The 16,459-nt window shown below is 47.1% G+C and carries 19 protein-coding genes; 5 read left to right on the plus strand and 14 right to left on the minus strand.

Annotated features, from left to right (window positions below):
* Window positions 1-40: 40 nt before the first annotated feature.
* The gene (locus tag CALK_RS08980; protein WP_155851843.1) at window positions 41-1,597 is read right to left on the minus strand and encodes a CehA/McbA family metallohydrolase domain-containing protein; all 1,557 of its coding nucleotides are present in this window, start codon (window positions 1,595-1,597) and stop codon (window positions 41-43) included.
* Window positions 1,598-1,670: 73 nt separating this feature from the next.
* Between CALK_RS08980 and queA the strand changes: the two genes are divergently transcribed.
* Window positions 1,671-2,687, plus strand: a complete 1,017-nt coding sequence (queA, locus tag CALK_RS08985) for a tRNA preQ1(34) S-adenosylmethionine ribosyltransferase-isomerase QueA (protein ID WP_022637370.1) — start codon at window positions 1,671-1,673, stop codon at window positions 2,685-2,687.
* Between the two features lie 125 nt (window positions 2,688-2,812).
* Window positions 2,813-3,439 carry a hypothetical protein gene (locus CALK_RS08990; RefSeq protein ID WP_022637371.1) on the plus strand — a complete coding sequence of 209 codons (627 nt, stop codon included), beginning with the start codon at window positions 2,813-2,815 and terminating at the stop codon, window positions 3,437-3,439.
* Between the two features lie 58 nt (window positions 3,440-3,497).
* On the opposite strand, the gene metE is transcribed toward CALK_RS08990, so the two are convergent.
* Window positions 3,498-5,615, minus strand: a complete 2,118-nt coding sequence (gene metE, locus CALK_RS08995; RefSeq protein ID WP_022637372.1) for a 5-methyltetrahydropteroyltriglutamate--homocysteine S-methyltransferase — start codon at window positions 5,613-5,615, stop codon at window positions 3,498-3,500.
* Between the two features lie 95 nt (window positions 5,616-5,710).
* Window positions 5,711-6,115 (minus strand): bacteriohemerythrin, encoded by a 405-nt coding sequence (locus CALK_RS09000; RefSeq protein ID WP_022637373.1) that lies wholly within the window; start codon window positions 6,113-6,115, stop codon window positions 5,711-5,713.
* Window positions 6,116-6,474: 359 nt separating this feature from the next.
* Between CALK_RS09000 and rbr the strand changes: the two genes are divergently transcribed.
* Both rbr and rd read left to right on the plus strand, forming a co-directional pair.
* Window positions 6,475-7,050, plus strand: coding sequence for a rubrerythrin (rbr, locus tag CALK_RS09005; RefSeq protein ID WP_022637374.1), 576 nt, complete (start codon window positions 6,475-6,477; stop codon window positions 7,048-7,050).
* A 24-nt stretch (window positions 7,051-7,074) separates the two neighbouring features.
* On the plus strand, window positions 7,075-7,236 hold the full coding sequence (rd, locus tag CALK_RS12595; protein ID WP_022637375.1) for a rubredoxin: 162 nt from the start codon (window positions 7,075-7,077) through the stop codon (window positions 7,234-7,236).
* Window positions 7,237-7,381: 145 nt separating this feature from the next.
* Here rd and rsgA read toward each other — a convergent pair whose 3' ends face one another.
* The 11 genes from rsgA to CALK_RS09060 all read right to left on the minus strand — a co-directional run bounded on the left by rsgA (window position 7,382) and on the right by CALK_RS09060 (window position 15,706).
* Window positions 7,382-8,296: a ribosome small subunit-dependent GTPase A gene (gene rsgA, locus CALK_RS09010; protein WP_022637376.1), complete on the minus strand. Its 915-nt coding sequence runs from the start codon at window positions 8,294-8,296 to the stop codon at window positions 7,382-7,384.
* Between the two features lies 1 nt (window position 8,297).
* A complete protein-coding gene (locus CALK_RS09015; protein ID WP_022637377.1) occupies window positions 8,298-8,909 on the minus strand; it encodes a hypothetical protein in 612 nt (203 codons plus the stop codon).
* Window positions 8,910-8,999: 90 nt separating this feature from the next.
* Complete coding sequence (locus CALK_RS09020) at window positions 9,000-10,262, minus strand: hypothetical protein (protein ID WP_022637378.1); 1,263 nt, start codon at window positions 10,260-10,262, stop codon at window positions 9,000-9,002.
* Window positions 10,262-10,600 carry a hypothetical protein gene (locus CALK_RS09025; RefSeq protein WP_022637379.1) on the minus strand — a complete coding sequence of 113 codons (339 nt, stop codon included), beginning with the start codon at window positions 10,598-10,600 and terminating at the stop codon, window positions 10,262-10,264. The genes CALK_RS09020 and CALK_RS09025 overlap by 1 nt, the downstream gene beginning before the upstream one ends.
* A 68-nt stretch (window positions 10,601-10,668) precedes the next feature.
* Window positions 10,669-11,004 carry a hypothetical protein gene (locus tag CALK_RS09030; protein ID WP_022637380.1) on the minus strand — a complete coding sequence of 112 codons (336 nt, stop codon included), beginning with the start codon at window positions 11,002-11,004 and terminating at the stop codon, window positions 10,669-10,671.
* Between the two features lie 10 nt (window positions 11,005-11,014).
* Window positions 11,015-11,797, minus strand: a complete 783-nt coding sequence (locus CALK_RS09035) for an MlaE family ABC transporter permease (protein ID WP_022637381.1) — start codon at window positions 11,795-11,797, stop codon at window positions 11,015-11,017.
* 87 nt (window positions 11,798-11,884) lie between these two features.
* The gene (locus tag CALK_RS09040; protein WP_022637382.1) at window positions 11,885-12,349 is read right to left on the minus strand and encodes a YpsA SLOG family protein; all 465 of its coding nucleotides are present in this window, start codon (window positions 12,347-12,349) and stop codon (window positions 11,885-11,887) included.
* Window positions 12,350-12,436: 87 nt separating this feature from the next.
* Window positions 12,437-13,000, minus strand: a complete 564-nt coding sequence (gene rfbC, locus CALK_RS09045; RefSeq protein ID WP_022637383.1) for a dTDP-4-dehydrorhamnose 3,5-epimerase — start codon at window positions 12,998-13,000, stop codon at window positions 12,437-12,439.
* Window positions 12,987-13,988, minus strand: coding sequence for a dTDP-glucose 4,6-dehydratase (locus CALK_RS09050; RefSeq protein ID WP_162146727.1), 1,002 nt, complete (start codon window positions 13,986-13,988; stop codon window positions 12,987-12,989). The genes rfbC and CALK_RS09050 overlap by 14 nt, the downstream gene beginning before the upstream one ends.
* Window position 13,989: 1 nt before the next feature.
* A complete protein-coding gene (locus CALK_RS09055) occupies window positions 13,990-15,210 on the minus strand; it encodes a pyridoxal phosphate-dependent aminotransferase (protein WP_022637385.1) in 1,221 nt (406 codons plus the stop codon).
* Between the two features lie 67 nt (window positions 15,211-15,277).
* Window positions 15,278-15,706: a hypothetical protein gene (locus CALK_RS09060; protein WP_022637386.1), complete on the minus strand. Its 429-nt coding sequence runs from the start codon at window positions 15,704-15,706 to the stop codon at window positions 15,278-15,280.
* 107 nt (window positions 15,707-15,813) lie between these two features.
* Here CALK_RS09060 and thiE point away from each other — a divergent pair, with 107 nt between their 5' ends.
* Window positions 15,814-16,452 carry a thiamine phosphate synthase gene (thiE, locus tag CALK_RS09065; RefSeq protein WP_022637387.1) on the plus strand — a complete coding sequence of 213 codons (639 nt, stop codon included), beginning with the start codon at window positions 15,814-15,816 and terminating at the stop codon, window positions 16,450-16,452.
* Window positions 16,453-16,459 lie beyond the last annotated feature (7 nt).

The following is a 16,459-nucleotide window of genomic DNA, read 5'->3' on the forward strand; positions in this document are numbered from 1 at the left end:
TTATTTCTATTGTACGATATCTTTTCGTAATTGGCAAGAACTATTTGAGATACACCGGGCTGGTAGCAGCCATGGTTTCAGCTCCTGCGGCACCTTTTTCGGTGTAAAGTTCTACCCGTATATAGAAGGAATCTTCCAGGAGCGCCGGGGGAATGAGGTGGGTTGCCGTATAAGTCTGTTTGTGGAGGGGGATACGGTGAGAAATTTCTTTGCGGGTTGTTTTATCTCCGCAAAACAGTCGAAGAGATTGGAGCGGACCAAACTCTTGAGAACTTTCTGCCACGATGGAGAGAGAAGACGGTGTGACAGGGGTTTTGCTGATACAGGGAATACCAGTACGGTGGATGGCAAGGTACGGCCCAGTGGTGACAAAGGTCTTTCCTGCACGAATTGCTGCACACATGTTTTGTGGATTATGCTCATATATGCCGGTTCGTGCAGATCCAAAATAGCGTGAATGATCTTCACCAACCCACAAAAAGGGCACACGAAGCATGCGGTACCGATTAAAATCACCGTGGGCGTCATTGCCTGCGATGACGGGGAGTTTTTTACCTTTCAGTAAGAGTCGGATCCAGAGTTTTCGTGCTCGCACCCATGATATGTCGGGGGGGCCATTGAGAAGTTGATAGGCATGAATATGCGGGGAGGAAAAGTCCTTCATTGTCCATGTCCCTCGGCGAAGAAACAGACGTTGCATATAGGGAACCGGTGCTCCGGGGTGTGCTGCATACAGCACGGCCGCATTGCCGTACTTCTTGAGTATTTGGGAAAGCGTAGGCTCTGCTTTTGCAGAATACCCCTTGCGTGCTCCATCACCACTTCCGGGAATAAAGGGTGTTGTACCAAGCACACCCAGATGCACTACGCCGCCCCGTTTTTTACGGGCAGAGACTTCTTCCGAAATAAAGAGCTTTCTGTATATTTTGCGTTGTTGTTGTTGATCCTTCCAATTGGACAGGGATGAATCCCGTAGGAGATAATTATCACGGTGACAAGCCAGGTCATAGGAGTGATCTACCACGGCGGCGGTAGAAAGCCCCGAAAGCTCGACGGCTCGATTGATACACCAGAGGGGAGCACCAAATTCAACGTGGCTACGTGAATGGACGGAGTGGCAGTGCAGGTCTGCGTACAGTGCCGGGCCGGGATAGGGTGCTTCTGCACCGTATGCCAGAAGGGGGGCTTTCCCCGTAGTACGGAAATTATCAACACTACAGGAGGCGTTTTTCCCCGTATTTGTATAGTGCAGGGTGGGGTATATCCGTAGGGTTTCTCCCCGGGGAGCTTCTGTATACAGGGTGAAGCGATACAGGGCTGTTTTTTCACTGCATAGATGGGGTATTTCATAGGAGGAGACGGGGGAAAACCGAATCTCTTCTTCATGGTTTTTTCTGCATATATGAACCGTAACTTCTCTGAGGGTAATCGGGAAACGGTCTGTATCGTTAATAATTAAAAAAAGTTCAACCGGTTTGTTTGGGGCAATACGTCGAGGCATATCAAAGAGTATTTCCGGCTCCCGTCGAAATAGAAGGGAGGGGCTCACACCTTTAAACCGGAAATGTATCTCTGGATAGAGTAGTAAAAACTGCATAATCGTGCTTTTTTTTAATGAGTCCACTGAGGGAAATATATTTTCCATAAAATACGTAATACTGAGGTGTTCTATGTTGAAAACAAGCGATTTTGACTATATCCTTCCCTCAACGCTTATTGCTACGCGGCCCTTGGAGGATCGTGCCTCGGCGCGTATGATGGTGTTGCCTCGAAGGAACAAGGAACAGATACATGCAACCTTTGCAGATCTTCCTCGATTTTTGCGTAAGGGGGATCGCCTTGTGTTTAACGATACCCGTGTTATTCCCGGTCGTGTTTTTGCTCATCGAAGCACCGGTGCTTCTGTGGAGATACTCTTTACAGAGCCCTGCGACAGCCATACCTGGAAAGCCCTTGTGCGGCCGGGCCGAAAGATGCGTGTAGGCGATGAGGTTTTGCTCGGTAATGCTCAGATTACTGTGCAGGAAATTCTGCCCGATGGGCTTCGTGTATTGAGAGCAACTCAGCCGATTAAGGAGCTAATGGATGTCCATGGAGAGATGCCTATTCCTCCCTACATGGAGCGTCATGCCGATGAAAAGGATAAACAGACCTATCAAACCGTATATGCAAAAAATGCGGGAGCTGTGGCCGCTCCCACGGCGGGACTCCATTTTACTACAGAGCTTCTTCAAGAACTCACCGATGCAGGCGTTGACAGTACTTATATCACGTTGCACGTGGGGGTGGGCACCTTTCGTCCCGTGAGTGAAGAAAACCCTCTCGATCATCCCATGCATTCAGAGTATTTCCATATTTCTCCCGAAGCAGTTGAGGAGATTGAGGAAACACGGCGTGCAGGGGGGCGTATTATTGCCGTGGGAACCACCGTTGTTCGTGCCTTGGAAGCAGCCTCACAGGGAGGGAGCTTAGAGAGCGGGGAGCGCTCCACCAACTTAATGATTATGCCCGGATATACCTATCAAATCGTGGATGGGTTGATTACCAACTTTCATTTACCCCGTTCTACCCTCCTCATGTTGGTATCTGCGTTTTATTCCCGGGAGGCTCTTCTTTCTGCCTATGAAGAAGCAATCCGCCATTCCTACCGATTTTATAGTTATGGTGATGGGATGTTGCTAATTTAACAATCCATATTGACAATCTCTTTGGGAAAAGGTATGTTACGAGGGATCTACTTTTTCTATATTCTATTTCGAGTTCGGGGTTTCCGGGCTCGTTGTTTTTATATTGGATATTCTCTGGAGGATATATGATTACGGGACAGCTGCATAAAACAGTTGGCAGTGTACGTTGGCAGGATTATCGCTGTAATGATACAGGGGTTGTAGTATATTATGAAAGTGACAAAGACTCAGAACTTCCCATACGAAAAGTATCGGTAAAAAATCCTACCGATGCTGTGTTTGATCCCAATTACGAAACACGAACGTACGGATTTTACGGGTGCGACAGCTCTTCACTGAGAAATAGCTTTGTAAAACAGCGCATGGGATATGTATTTTTTATGACCCGCTATAAGGGTACAATTCAGAAACTGAGTAATAAGCTCATGATTACCGGGTATTATAAAATTGGACAAAATTATGAGGTCCAGAATTTACATTTACGCTGTTTGGAAAAATACACCTGCTTTAATGGAAAACAGTGCCAGGCCCTGCTAGCAAAAGAGGCGGTTTTCCTTTCTCCTGAAGAGGCGTATCAGCTAACAGCTGCGTCTTTAAAGTCCTTGGGGTATGAAAAGAAGGTTACCCGTATGACCAAAATAGAACTGTCTCAAGAGCAAGTAAAAAAGGTGCTGAAAAAATTTGAAGGGAAGCATAATTGTATTACCGAATATAGTGATACTACGCAGGAGCTTCTCCAGGAAGTGTATTAACCTTTTCTTTTCCAAGACAATAGGGGGGGCGTGCATACGCCCCCCCTCTGTTATGGGGTTATCTCTGGTGGGAGTTCTGGGCGTCCTTGCGGCACCGATCTGCCAAAGCTGTCAGCCGTTGGAGGGGGAGTTTAATCTCTTCCTGTTTCCGTGTTTTTAGACCGCAATCAGGGTTTATCCAAATTTGTTCTACGGGAATATTCTCCTCTATGGCCGTAAGATTTTTCTCGAGAGCTTCTGCTTCTGGGGCTTCCTTGGAGTGGATATCCCACAAGCCGATACCAACTTCCCGTGTATAACCATAGGCGCGGAAGGCGTCAAGGATTTGAAAACCTGCACGAGTGGCTTCAACACTGATAACATCAGCATCGAGCGCATCTATCCACGGCATAATACCCACAAAGTCAGAGTAACACATATGCGTATGGATCTGAATCGTATCGGATACATCTGTTGCTCGTCGAAAGGCTTCCGTTGCCCAGAGATAATAAGCCTCTTCCTTTTCTTTGCGAAGCGGGGCTCCTTCTTTAAAGGCTGGTTCATCCACTTGGACAATTTGTATCCCCGCCTTTTTATAATCCTCAATCTCATCCTTAAGGGCTTGTCCAATCTCCATGGCTGCCGTTGCAGAGGAAATATGGGGAGACACAAAACTCCATGCAAGGATTGTTGCCGGTCCGGTGAGCATTCCCTTTACGGGTTTTTCCGTACAGCCTTGAGCATAGGATACTTCCGCAACGGTCATGGGGGCGTTGTTTTTCCGCTGTATTTTTCCCGCAATAAGGGGAGGGCGGTATCCGCGACTCCCGTAGGAAATAATCCATCCCTGTTTTGTTTGGAGAATACCCTCCATGTTTTCTGCAAAAAACTCAACCATGTCACTTCGTTCAAACTCTCCGTGAACCAGCACATCAAGCCCGATCTCTTCTTGAAACTGAATTGTATTCTCAATTTTTTGTGCAATAAAGTTCTTGTATTCTGCAGGGGAGAGTGTTCCCTTTCTGTACTGAGCTCGCATGCGACGTACTTCCCTGTCTTGGGGAAAACTGCCAATCGTCGTTGTGGGAAAGAGGGGGAGTTGTACCTGCTTCTTCTTTCGTTCGGTATATGGAGATCGGTTGCGTGGAGAAGAATGGAGTTCTTCCACGGTGTTCAGGGAGGTGTTTTTATGCTGGCCGGCGGATGTTTCAGCCTTGTTCCACAGTGTGGAAAGCTCGTCCATTTTTTCGCAGGCAAAGGCACACTCCTGAAGGATCACCGGATTGTCTTCACCACTCAGGGAGTAGGGCAGATGGAACAGGGGGGCCGCATTAGACAGAAGTATGGTTCCCGTATAGGAAGCGCGAATTCTCTGCATAAGCGAACCCTCTCTGTGAGTGTCGCTTTTCCAGACATGTAGTGAATCGCTCACACCTGCAATAAGGGTTGTTTCCTCTGGTATCTTTGAAAGGTGGGCCACGGCTTCATGCCCCCGAATAAAATCAATCCCTAAGGCCTTAAAGGGAAAGGTGTATACAATCTTGTTTGGGCGTTCATAATAGGTAATAAGGTGTAGCCGAGACAGAAAGGGAGTGAGCCGGGTATAGATACGGGAAAAGGCAACTTCCTCCTTCGGTGACATGTCGGTGCATAGCCCCGGTTCTTCTATATGAAAGGTTGCGTGGGGATAGGCCGTAAATATTTCTGCATAGGCATCTGCCACGGCTTCTGCATATGTTTCTATGGAGGCCTCTGTTTCACACAGAGAGAGAAAGGTATATGGCCCGGGCAGTGAGATAAGTGGCGAATCTTCAGCCTTAAAAAAGCGAATCTTATCCCAGGAAAAGGCAAATTCAGCCTTTTTCAGAGTGGGCTGCAGATAATGATAGTTTGTATTAAAATATTTTTTGAGGGGAAGTGCGTTCTTTCCGCGGCAGTGTTCGTAATAGGAGCGACAATCTTGAAAAGAGTATACTCCCAGCATGTAGGCCATGTCAAGGATCGGGTCAAAGAGTGTCATCTCGCCGCGGGGGAAGTGATCTACTCGAGCATATTGTTTGCATCGGTCTGCATCAATATCGAGTAGCTGAGAATAAAATTCCTCTGCTGTAATGGTGTCGTTCCAAAACGACTCCAGGGTGGTTTTGTATTCGCGATGTTTTCCAATACGGGGAAATCCATAAGCGTAGGTTTGCATACTACCTCCAAGAAGTTAAAAGGTATTTGCAAAATAGATGGACCTAAGTAGGTATCCTATGACGGAACGGGTGAAAAAAACGACCTCTGGGAGAGTTAGTATATTCCGCGGTTGTTAAGAAACTCTTTATACGCCATATCGGAAGACCGAATATGGTGATTCCACCACAATGTGAGGTAGGTACGAACTTCATTGGGGACACTTCCCTTGTGTACCATGGTTTTCATGCAAAACTGTACCGTCTTATGAATAAACTTTCGGTGCTCTTCTTTCTGCTCCTCAATTCCTGGGTAATTATTCTCCGCAAGTAGTCGTTCTTCATAGGAGAAATGTTCTTCCGCATAGCGTGTCATGGTATCTAAGGTATCAGAAATCTCCTCTGAACTTACGTCTACTGAGGAAGTAAGAAGGGTGTTAATTACGTTGATAATGCGTTGATGTTGTTGGTCCAGCACAGCTACCCCTACACTGTAAGTGCTATTCCACTCGATGGGATTCATGTAAACTCCTTTTTGGATAAAATACGTTCAAGAGTGGCGATGATGAAATTATTTCATAAAAAAGAAAGTCGACAAATTTCATGGTTGAAGTTCTACAGGTCTGGGGGCATTCTTGGGACTTCATGATAGAGGTGGCGGTGCCATGCAAGCTGTTTTTTTGGAGAGGGAAGAACCGTTTCCCCCTGGATACCAAAAGAAAGGGAGTGGTCTCCCCTGTGTGAGATATACCATGCACAGGAGAATAACTAAGCTCCATAGTAAAAGAGATCTATTCTCAGCATTCTTTTCGTTTTTTCCTCTGAAAAACATATATTCCTAGGGGCATAGCCCTTTTGTATTATTCACTATAAGGAGTGTTTATGGCTAGTTTGAAAGGTACACAAACAGAGAAGAATCTCTTGACCGCCTTTGCAGGCGAATCTCAGGCACGTAACCGATACACCTATTTTGCCAGTCAAGCAAAAAAAGAGGGGTATGTTCAAATTGCCGATATCTTCTCTGAGACAGCGGATCAAGAAAAAGAGCATGCAAAGCGCTTTTTTAAATTCCTTGAAGGGGGAGAGCTGGAAGTGCAGGCCTCTTTTCCTGCTGGCGTTGTTGGTACCACCCTTGAAAATTTGAAAGCTGCTGCAGCGGGAGAAAATGAAGAGTGGACTCATATGTACCCAGAGTTTGCCCGTGTTGCACGGGAAGAAGGGTTTACGGGAGTTGCTGCGGTATTTGATGCAGTTGTTGTGGCTGAGCGGCAGCATGAGAAGCGTTACCTTGATCTTGCCAAAAATATCGAGGAAGGAACCGTTTTTAAAAAGGGCGAAACAGTCATATGGCGCTGTCGCAACTGCGGATACCTCCATGAAGGTACGGACGCAGTAAAGGTATGTCCTGCCTGTGCGCATCCACAAGCTCATTTTGAATTACTTGGTGAAAATTATTAAACCATACAACGAGGAGAGATGTGTATGAGTAAGTATGAATGTACAGTATGCGGGTATATCTATGACCCCGCCGTGGGAGATCCCGACAGTGGTATTGAGCCGGGAACACCCTTTTCCGATATCCCTGATGATTGGGTATGCCCCGAGTGTGGTGTCGGTAAAGAAGATTTCGAAGAAGTTGCATAAGATATGGGGGGAGTAAGTACTCCCCCTTTTTTGTTCTGAAAACGACTACAAAGAACATTACAGTAGCACATTTATGGCACAGTCACGGTTCTGTTTTTCCTGTGAGTATTCACTTCACCGCTAGTTTTCGCATAGCCCTCTTTTTTTACAGGGGCGTTTTTTTCCGTTTCTCCATGGGTGTCTCTTCAAGAGTACGTAGTATATCGAGATAGTTTTCATACCTGATGGGAGCAATACCACCTTCTTCCAGGGCTTTCTTTACCGCGCAGTGCGGTTCATCCCGATGAAGACAGTTGCGAAATCGGCAGTGTTGAGATGCTTGAAATATCTCTGGAAAATGTCGTCCCACTTCTGCTGGGGGAATCCATGGTACTTGTGTATAGGAAAAACCTGGGGTATCAACCACAAAGCTTTCCGGGGTGAGTGCAAGAAGAGTGGTATGGGTTGTTGTGTTCTTACCACGTTGAATCCCCGTGGAGAGGGGACGTGTCTTAAAATGATGGTCCGGAAAAAGAAGCTGCATGAGGGTTGATTTTCCGACTCCTGAGGGGCCTGCAAAGGCTGTTGTCTTGTTTTTACAGAGATCATATAGTAGGTCTTGCGGCGACTCTCTTGCGCTGAGGGAGTATGTCTCATAGCCAATGCGTCTATGATACGCCATAAACCCATCCAGGTCTTCTCGCTCCTCTGTCGAAAGAAGATCGTTCTTGTTAAACAGGAGTACCACCGAGAGCGAGAGGGTCGAGGCGGTAAAGAGAAACTTATCTATGAACCAGGGTTCAAAGGCCGGTTCTTTATAGGAGGTGACCAAAAAGATTTGGTCGATATTTGCCACATTTGGTTTTTGTAACTTTGTTTTTCGCGGGAGAAGCTTTTTTATTACGCCTTCATGTTTATGGGAGTTTTCGAATATCTCAATGGTTACAAAGTCTCCAACCGAGAGACGGGAGAGGCTCTTTCGCAGGCGCCCCTTTAACACAGAAGGATAGGTTTTCCCATCCTTCGTGTGTACCAGGTAATAATTCTTTCGTTCTTCTATAATTCTTCCGGTCTGCTCCATCTTATTCCCCGGCTGCATCGAGGGCAGCTTGGTGTGCTTTTTGAGCTCCTTCACGACTGTAGGAAAACCCAATAACAGGGTTTAACGGTGGTTGTGGAACTAAGCGGTTATCGCTTTCATCCATTTTGAAGGTTCGTGCCTGCATGCCCTGTGGTTGGACAATATTGTCATCCGATTCGATGCGGAGAAATACTTCGTGCTGTGTACCATCCTGTAGTACAACCTGTGTTCCCCCCATGTATAGATACTTAATATCTTCAAGTTCTATACGGTGATACTCCCCATGCTCATCTTCATACACAAAGTGTGGGCGTACCCGCATATCTCCGCGGTCGCCATAGCCGGGGCCGTCGATATATCCGCTTGAAACAAGGGCGATACTCGATTCTCCTGAAACAGGTACGTGTCCCTCCCCGGGAAACTCTCGTTCTACGGTATAGGTATATCTTCCAAAGCCAAGACTCCAGAAATCAGCGGGAGTAATGGTGCCATCGGGGGAGACAAAATAGGCACTTTCTTTTAAGAGCGATCGTCGGCGAAACTCGCTGGTTCGAGCAAAACCACTGCTCAGACACATTACAACAAGTACACTACTCAGAATAAGCTGTTTCATTACACATCCTTTAGAAAAAAATTGTTTGTAGTAATATAATACAAAAAAACCGGTTTTACCTGTTTTCCCCGTAAGAAAATCTCTGCTACATTATTGTGAGAAGGGGTAGCCATGGCGGCCATACTCTTTTTGGTGGATAGCCAGGTATATTCCGCAGTACATTCCCTCAAGAGCAGGAGGAGCGGCGGGAGGCATGGTAAGATAGTTTTCCATGGCTGCTTCAAGGCGAGACTGTTCTGCACAAGTAAGAGGTGCCTGTAGCTGTTTCAAGATAACCCGTGTATTCTGGGGGGCATACCAAATGGTATGGACAGCACTGTCCTGAGGGATGATGATGAGGTGCGGGGTTGTTGTTTCTGACGGGTGGTCTGGCCGGCGAGAAAAGAGTTCTGGGAGAGCATATTTTCGTCGCAGTCGTATGGCCAGAAGTCGCGCTTCAAGCTCCGAGGAACAGGGGTGAATATGACAGCCCTGAGATCTCTGTTGCAGATCATGTTCTTGGGGAGTGAGAAGATGTTTGGCTTGAAAGAAGCGTGAAAGGCCATGTTTCAGCTGAGCCGCTGCTTCAATATGAATAGGGCGGTTCTGGGCATCTTGCAGGGCAAATACTCCCGGAGTGTCGGGGGTGGCGGTGTGTACATGCCACATTTCTTCCGGTATTGTTTCGCACCAGAGAGACTCCTGTGCTGTGCACGCAGTATTGATCTCTTTCAATGACTCATGTCCCTCTTCAATCAGCCGTTGCAGAAGCGTGCGTACCGTTTCGGCCATGTCTTGATTTTCATGGGATGTTGGAATGCCCATAGTACTCTGGGACAGCATGGTTTCTGCTCTCTGGTGAGAAAGAGTGCTTATGGCGATCAGCTCGTCAAGGAGAATCACATGGTGTATGTCATGCAGCGCATATTGATAGATATGGGTCTTCAGCCAGTCACGGGCAGCCGGGGTCGTGGCAATCAGCGGTCGTGTGCCAAGGCTGTCACGCAGGTGAGTAAGTTCAGAAAAAAGAGACGGGGGTGACTCCTTTGAAACCTCTTTGTGGAGAATAAGGACCGTTTCTATGGAGAATTCACGCAGGTCATAGGCCGCCATGGAGAGTTTGTTATCATAATTCTTGAGATGAAAAAGGAGACATCCCTGCGTGAGGAGTGTGGTTCGTGTTTTTCCAGAGGTAAACCAGCGATTTTCTCGGTACACAAACCGAGGGTCTCCCCCTAAGAGGGTGTGTATTATGCGTTGGGCCGTTGTGGATCCCCGTGTTTGGAGAAATGTTATGGCCAGTTTTTCTTCTGAGATCCCTTGAGGCGTTTTTTCAAGCAGTGTATATATTTTATCGAGGGTGGTTTTCTGCATTAGCGAATACCCTGTACAATGGACGTTACAAAAAAGAGGTAGTGGTAGAGATACAGAGTGCAGAATAGAAGAAACAGGGCAAGGCTTATGGTTCGTCGATTGCGAAGGTAGTAGTGCGGTAGATTGCGCCCCGTAAACAGGTGAATTGCCATGGCAATAAGAACGTAGAGATGGGTGTAGAGAAACCAATACATGCCATCTTGTCCAGACATTTGCCACAGAAAAATGTGAGCAGAGAGGGTGAAGAAAAGTGCCGCGTAGAGAAGGTACACAGCATGTTTGCAGGTTGTACAAAGCACACGGGTGATCTCAGCTTGTTCGGTGAGAAAGGTTTTCATGGTGTGGTGTTGTTTTTTCGGTAGACTGAGGTGCGTTGCCAGTTTCTGGGCTTCCGGGGTGATGGCTGCTACAGCATATGACGTATTTGGCCCGTAGATTCGAATGACCGGTAAAAAAAGAGTTTGTAGGTGAGGGTTAGGGAGATATCTTCGAGGGGAATTGTTGTCTTGTGTATATATAAATTCGTTGCATCTGCCTCAATATTCTTATACAGCGTTCGTGAAAGGGTGTGTCGGAGTAGAAGTGCCACGAGAAAGGAGCCCCCGATAATAGACAAAAGAGGGACGGTGTGCGTATGGGAAAAAGGGGCTGAGTGGGTCAATAGCACCACCACAGCTATACAGAAGGTGGCAATGAGCCGATTTTGCAACCACATTTCCGGTATGTTTTGTGGGGTATACATGGTGAACCTTTCAGTAAAAAAGTGAGAAAATCTGACTAACAATTACGTTGGCAAAAAGGATCAGCACTGCTGCAGAGACAACGGCATTCCGCGTAGATCTTCCAACGCCCATTGCCCCGCCGCGCGTATAGTAGCCAAAATAAGCTCCGGTTACTGTTGTAATGGTGCCAAAGACAAGGCTCTTAGTAAGTCCCATGTATAGATCTCCCATTTCAAACATTGGCTTCATGGAGTTGTAGAACACCCCGGGATGAAGTCCTAAGGCGAGGGTTGCCAAAAGTTGAGAGCTCACAATGGCTGCAACAGAACCGTAGATAAAAAGAACGGGTGTCATAATAATGCCTGAAATAATACGCGGGGTAACGATGTATTTAATTGGATTAAGGGAAAGGCAGATCATGGCATCAACCTGTTCGGTAATACGCATGGTACCCACCTCAGCAGCCACTTTTGCTCCGATACGGCCGGCAAGAACAAGGCCGATAAGGGTGGGCCCTAGTTCTGTGAGGACTGCCTTGAGAACAAGCATGCCTAAGTAGTTGAGCCCTGCAATATCTCCTGCAAGATATTGTACTTGCCACGTAGTGATAAAACCGGTAAATATTGATGCCAAAATAACGATAAAGAGTGAGTTAATGCCCATTTGAACCATGTGTGATATGACAAAGCTGTATTTCGGTTTTATGCGTAGCGCTGCAAAGAAAAAGAGGCTCATTCCACCAAGATGGGCGATGCCAGAGTGGAAAAAACGTCCCGTCTCACGGGCAAGATTGTCGATAAAAGAAATCGCCATATTGAACTGTCCAGGTCGTAGGTAGTAGCGCCAGAGCTTGTACGTGTATAAATATACATTTCTTGTGATACAAAAGGGGACTCTCCTTCAGAAGAGAAATGGACGGGAGCCCTGCATGGAATCTACCAGATTTTTGTCAATCACCTCTCCCATAACAGAGTATACGAAAGGGTAGGTTTCGGGGGATTCACTTTGTTGGGCTCCTGAGACATGGAGGTGTTCTATCTTGTGTTTTAGGATAAGGGTTCTAATTTCATTTACGGCAAACCGAAGATTTACCCGCCCGACAGGAAGAATCGTATGGGGGCGACCATGTATTTTACAGAGCTCTATGGGTCGTCTTGTTCGTTCAGAGAGGGGGAGATGTATAAAAAAAATGGTTCCGTCACTGTGGCGGATATGCAATTCTCGTTTCTTCTCGTAGGGGAGAGCGAGCTTTTCTGAGTCGTGGGGTGCTATGGTGGTACAGGGAAGGGTGCAATCACGTGCGGCATCGAGAGCAGCTTGTTCTGCTCCGCTTTTGCCTGCATTCATGATTAACTGTAACATCATGGAACACACTCCCGTTTCCCATGTCTCTGCGATATCTTATTCTATATCAGTAGTATGGCATACGAGGAGGGAAGATACAAGAAAAAGTTACCACGGGGAGATAAAATCTGCAAAGGCACGTCCGTGTGAATCCTTGGATGAAAGAATTGGGGGAAAGGAGCTTGGCCATGGTATGGCAAGATCGGGGTCGTTCCATGCAAGGGTTATCTCCCTATCCGGTGCGTAATAATTGGAACACTTGTAGAGAACATGGGTCTGTTCTTTTAGTACTGAAAACCCGTGGGCAAAGCCCCGTGGCAGGTAGAGGATGTGGTGATTGGTATCACTGAGGATGCATGATTCCCATTGTCCGTAGGAAGGTGATTCTTTCCGTACATCTACAAAGACATCAAATATTTTTCCCCGGGTTACTTGTACCAGCTTTGCTTGTCCCGCAGGGGGCGCTTGGAGATGGAGACCACGGATTACTCCTTTTTGAACAGAGAATGAACTGTTTTCCTGCACCCATTCTTCACAAATGCCCATATCGGTAAAGGTTGTTGCTCGGTACGATTCAAAGAAGTATCCCCGTGAATCCGTAAAAACTCGCGGACTAATCAGGCAGGGGGACGGAGCGGGGGAGTGAGCAAAGAATTTTTTATGCAATTTCATAGGAGGAATCCCACCAGGATCTATGTGTTGTATACCATTGAATACACCGGGAAAGACCGTGTTCAATAGATATCTGAGGAGACCAACCGAGATCCCTCAGCTTTGCCGTTGAAAGAGCTCGCCGTTGGTGATGCGCGAGGAGATCCTCTTTGAGGGTGATGGCCTCTGAGAGCGGTTTGTTGAGTTGTTGACAAATCTCCCCTACAATGTCGTGGTGCGAGTACTCATGATGACCACCGATATTATAGATTTCCCCTGATTTGCCATTGCGGCTTACGGTATAGACTCCACGACAAAAATCTTCTACCCAAAGCCATTGTCGTAGGGTCTCGGGGGCTTCATGCAGGGTAATTGGTGTGCTTTGTAGGCCATGTCGTATTACGCGGGGTATAAAATGTGCTCCTCCTTGGGCGGGGCCGTATACGGTGGAGGGGCGAACAATACGGGTGGGGAAGCCAAATGCCCGGTGGTACGATTGTGCCATGAGCTCAGCCGACGCTTTACTCGCAGCATAGGGGCATGATGGAAGAAGGCGGTCTGTTTCAGAGAACGGTGGGGCTCCATGGTGAAGTTCACCATAGACCTGTTCTGTTGATACATATATAAATTGGGCATCTGCATATCTTCCAAACCACTGATTTGCAGCCACTTCAAGAATTGTTTGTGTGCCCTGGATATTCGTGTCAATAAAGCTCTCGGGGTTGTCCCCCACGGTGTGAATTCTTCGTTTGTTGGCAAAATGAATTACCTGATCAAAGCAGTGTCGTGCAAAGAGAGCGTAGAGGAGAGACTTATCTCGTATATCCCCGCGAGTGATCGTGCAGCGGGGGAGGGATGCTATTTGTTCTGCACGTTGTTGCGAATCCCTCGTGGTAAGTGTATCAATAAGGAAAATATGCGCATCGGTCATGATATTCCTCAGAAATGCCGCATAGGCATTTCCGAGGAATCCACCCCCGCCGGTGATGAGAATTCTAGGGTGCGCCACCTTAGACCTGTCGATAGGTTGAGAGGAAGCTTCGTAGTCGTTCTATGGCATCAAGGAGTTCTGATTCTTTTGGAAGAACCACGATTCTGAAATGATCGGGCTGGGGCCAGTTGAACCCAGTACCGTTTACAATAAGCACCTTTTTCTCACGAAGGAAATCAAGCACAAATTGTTCATCATCATGAATACCGAATTTTTCCGTATCAATTTTTGGAAAGAGGTAAAGAGCTCCTTCAGCTTTAACACAACTGATACCATCAATGCTATTAAGTGCTTCCCATGCCTTTGTATGTTGGCGATGCAGGCGTCCCTCCGGGTGCACAAATTCTTTCATTTGGGTGTCAAATTCCAGGGCAGCTTTGCACGCATACTGTGCTGCAACATTGGAACAGAGGCGCATAGAGGCCAAGGTTGCAAGACCCTGTTTGTAGTTTTGTAGCTCATCCGTATTGCCACTAAGCACAAGCCATCCCCCACGAAATCCGCAGGCAAGATGTGTTTTGGATATTCCATTAAAGGTGAGGCAGGGGTGGTCACCCGCCAGGGCAGCTAAGGGAATATGCCGTGCTCCGTCAAAGAGAATTCTGTCATATATCTCGTCAGCAAGTAAGAGCAGGTTGTGTTTTTTTGCCAGGGCAACAATGCCTTTCAGGGTTTCTTCAGAGTATACCCCCCCAGTAGGATTATTGGGGTTTATGATAACAATGGCACGGGTTTTGGAACTGATCTTTGATGCCATATCTGTAAGATCAGGGTTCCATCCATCAGATTCATTACAAAGATAATGTATGGGGGTACCGTCGGCTAAGTTCACCGAAGCGGTCCAAAGTGGATAGTCTGGAGCTGGAATAAGTACTTCGTCACCGGGGTTTAAGAGTGCCTGCAAACTCATGGATATGAGCTCACTCGCTCCGTTACCGATAAAAACATCATCAATATCAATGCCAGAAACGCCCCGTTCTGTATGGTATGACACAATGGCTTCACGGGCTGAGGTAATGCCCTGTGAATGTGAATAGGATTGAGCCCCATCGCTTCCCAGCAGGTTTTCCTGCATGGCCGAAAGCAAAGATGGATCTGCGTCAAACCCAAACACTCCGGGATTACCAATGTTGAGTTTGAGAATTTTTTCACCGCGTTTTTCCATTTCGTATGCCGCCTCGAGCACCGGGCCGCGAATGGCATATTTTACCTGTCGTAAGCGTTCAGACTGTTCTAACATCGTCCATCCTGTTCTGTGTTTTATTGATTAAAATACATTTTTGTTTCCCATACTGCAACGCAGGGGATTACCGTACCTCAAAGAGCCCAGCAAGTTTCTCTTCCATACGCTGGATAAATCGAGATTCTTGTATATTATATCCGTCAATGCGGGCCGTATTAAGAAATCCTTCGGCATTTTTCTCAAATATAATACGTACTTGCCAAAAGCCTTTTTCTTGAGCCTGTTCTATATGGGTTACGGCTTCATCAAGATGCTCTTCGCTTGTCCATGAGTCGTAGGCTGGGTTGCGTAGAATGTCACGAATAATAGGGCCAATGGCACGGGCCATTTTTTCTTTCATATCAAACATATCAAAGAACCGCTGGCTTTTTGCCGCATAGTAGGGAGTTTGTGCAAACTCGCGGCGCGAAACTAATTTATCGGCCTTTGCGACGCCCACATACAAATGGGCCTCAGCCGTAAGGATGTGGGTAAGATCTTCCTGTTTATTCATGGAGCCTCCTCATACGCTGTGATCATAATATATGGTATGGATATTTTCTTAGGATATTTTTTGTACCAAAACTATATTGTAGTGTTTGGGCGTTTTGTGAGGGATACATGAAAAAAATATCCGATGGGTTTGGCCTCTACCTTGTCTTAACCGAGCCGCATCGAGGCTATGAGTATCTCACAAGTCTTGCCGTGGAGCTGGACATTTCCTATGTGCAATTACGCGCTAAGGGCCGCTCTGCTTTTGAGACCTTAAAGATTGCCGAAGCGATGCGTCGGGAGACGGAACAGGGAGCAACTCGACTTATTATTAATGATGATGTGCGTATTGCCCGGGACTGTGATGCCTTCGGGGTGCATGTGGGACAGGATGATACTCCCGTAGAGGAGCTTACACCTATTGTAGGAGAGCATATGGCCTGTGGACTTTCAACCCATACCCTGGAGCAGCTGGAACAGGTCCCTGCATCAGTTTCGTATGTCGGGTTTGGTCCCGTTTTTCCAACGCAGACAAAGCAACTGGCGGATCCCTGTACCGGTAGTTCAATGGCCGGTGAGGCGGCTGTGCAATCGATGGTGCCCCTTGTTGCTATTGGCGGTATTACCGCAGAGACTCTTCCAGAGGTGCTCCGCTCGGGGGTGCGAAACTATGCGGTTTCGTCACCTGTATGTAACACAACTGCGCCCAAAGAGGCCATGGTGAAGCTTCTGCGTGTACAGCGGGAGCATTCTTTAGAAGAAAATTAGGTCTATC

Source organism: Chitinivibrio alkaliphilus ACht1 (assembly GCF_000474745.1).
Taxonomy (GTDB): Bacteria; Fibrobacterota; Chitinivibrionia; order Chitinivibrionales; family Chitinivibrionaceae; genus Chitinivibrio; species Chitinivibrio alkaliphilus.

Bases quoted from the DNA above. Each gene is read 5' to 3' on its own strand.
- CALK_RS08980 (WP_155851843.1), bottom strand. From the start codon at position 1,597: ATGCAGTTTTTACTACTCTATCCAGAGATACATTTCCGGTTTAAAGGT.
- queA (WP_022637370.1), top strand. From the start codon at position 1,671: ATGTTGAAAACAAGCGATTTTGACTATATCCTTCCCTCAACGCTTATT.
- CALK_RS08990 (WP_022637371.1), top strand. From the start codon at position 2,813: ATGATTACGGGACAGCTGCATAAAACAGTTGGCAGTGTACGTTGGCAG.
- metE (WP_022637372.1), bottom strand. From the start codon at position 5,615: ATGCAAACCTACGCTTATGGATTTCCCCGTATTGGAAAACATCGCGAA.
- CALK_RS09000 (WP_022637373.1), bottom strand. From the start codon at position 6,115: ATGAATCCCATCGAGTGGAATAGCACTTACAGTGTAGGGGTAGCTGTG.
- rbr (WP_022637374.1), top strand. From the start codon at position 6,475: ATGGCTAGTTTGAAAGGTACACAAACAGAGAAGAATCTCTTGACCGCC.
- rd (WP_022637375.1), top strand. From the start codon at position 7,075: ATGAGTAAGTATGAATGTACAGTATGCGGGTATATCTATGACCCCGCC.
- rsgA (WP_022637376.1), bottom strand. From the start codon at position 8,296: ATGGAGCAGACCGGAAGAATTATAGAAGAACGAAAGAATTATTACCTG.
- CALK_RS09015 (WP_022637377.1), bottom strand. From the start codon at position 8,909: ATGAAACAGCTTATTCTGAGTAGTGTACTTGTTGTAATGTGTCTGAGC.
- CALK_RS09020 (WP_022637378.1), bottom strand. From the start codon at position 10,262: ATGCAGAAAACCACCCTCGATAAAATATATACACTGCTTGAAAAAACG.
- CALK_RS09025 (WP_022637379.1), bottom strand. From the start codon at position 10,600: ATGAAAACCTTTCTCACCGAACAAGCTGAGATCACCCGTGTGCTTTGT.
- CALK_RS09030 (WP_022637380.1), bottom strand. From the start codon at position 11,004: ATGTATACCCCACAAAACATACCGGAAATGTGGTTGCAAAATCGGCTC.
- CALK_RS09035 (WP_022637381.1), bottom strand. From the start codon at position 11,797: ATGGCGATTTCTTTTATCGACAATCTTGCCCGTGAGACGGGACGTTTT.
- CALK_RS09040 (WP_022637382.1), bottom strand. From the start codon at position 12,349: ATGATGTTACAGTTAATCATGAATGCAGGCAAAAGCGGAGCAGAACAA.
- rfbC (WP_022637383.1), bottom strand. From the start codon at position 13,000: ATGAAATTGCATAAAAAATTCTTTGCTCACTCCCCCGCTCCGTCCCCC.
- CALK_RS09055 (WP_022637385.1), bottom strand. From the start codon at position 15,210: ATGTTAGAACAGTCTGAACGCTTACGACAGGTAAAATATGCCATTCGC.
- CALK_RS09060 (WP_022637386.1), bottom strand. From the start codon at position 15,706: ATGAATAAACAGGAAGATCTTACCCACATCCTTACGGCTGAGGCCCAT.
- thiE (WP_022637387.1), top strand. From the start codon at position 15,814: ATGAAAAAAATATCCGATGGGTTTGGCCTCTACCTTGTCTTAACCGAG.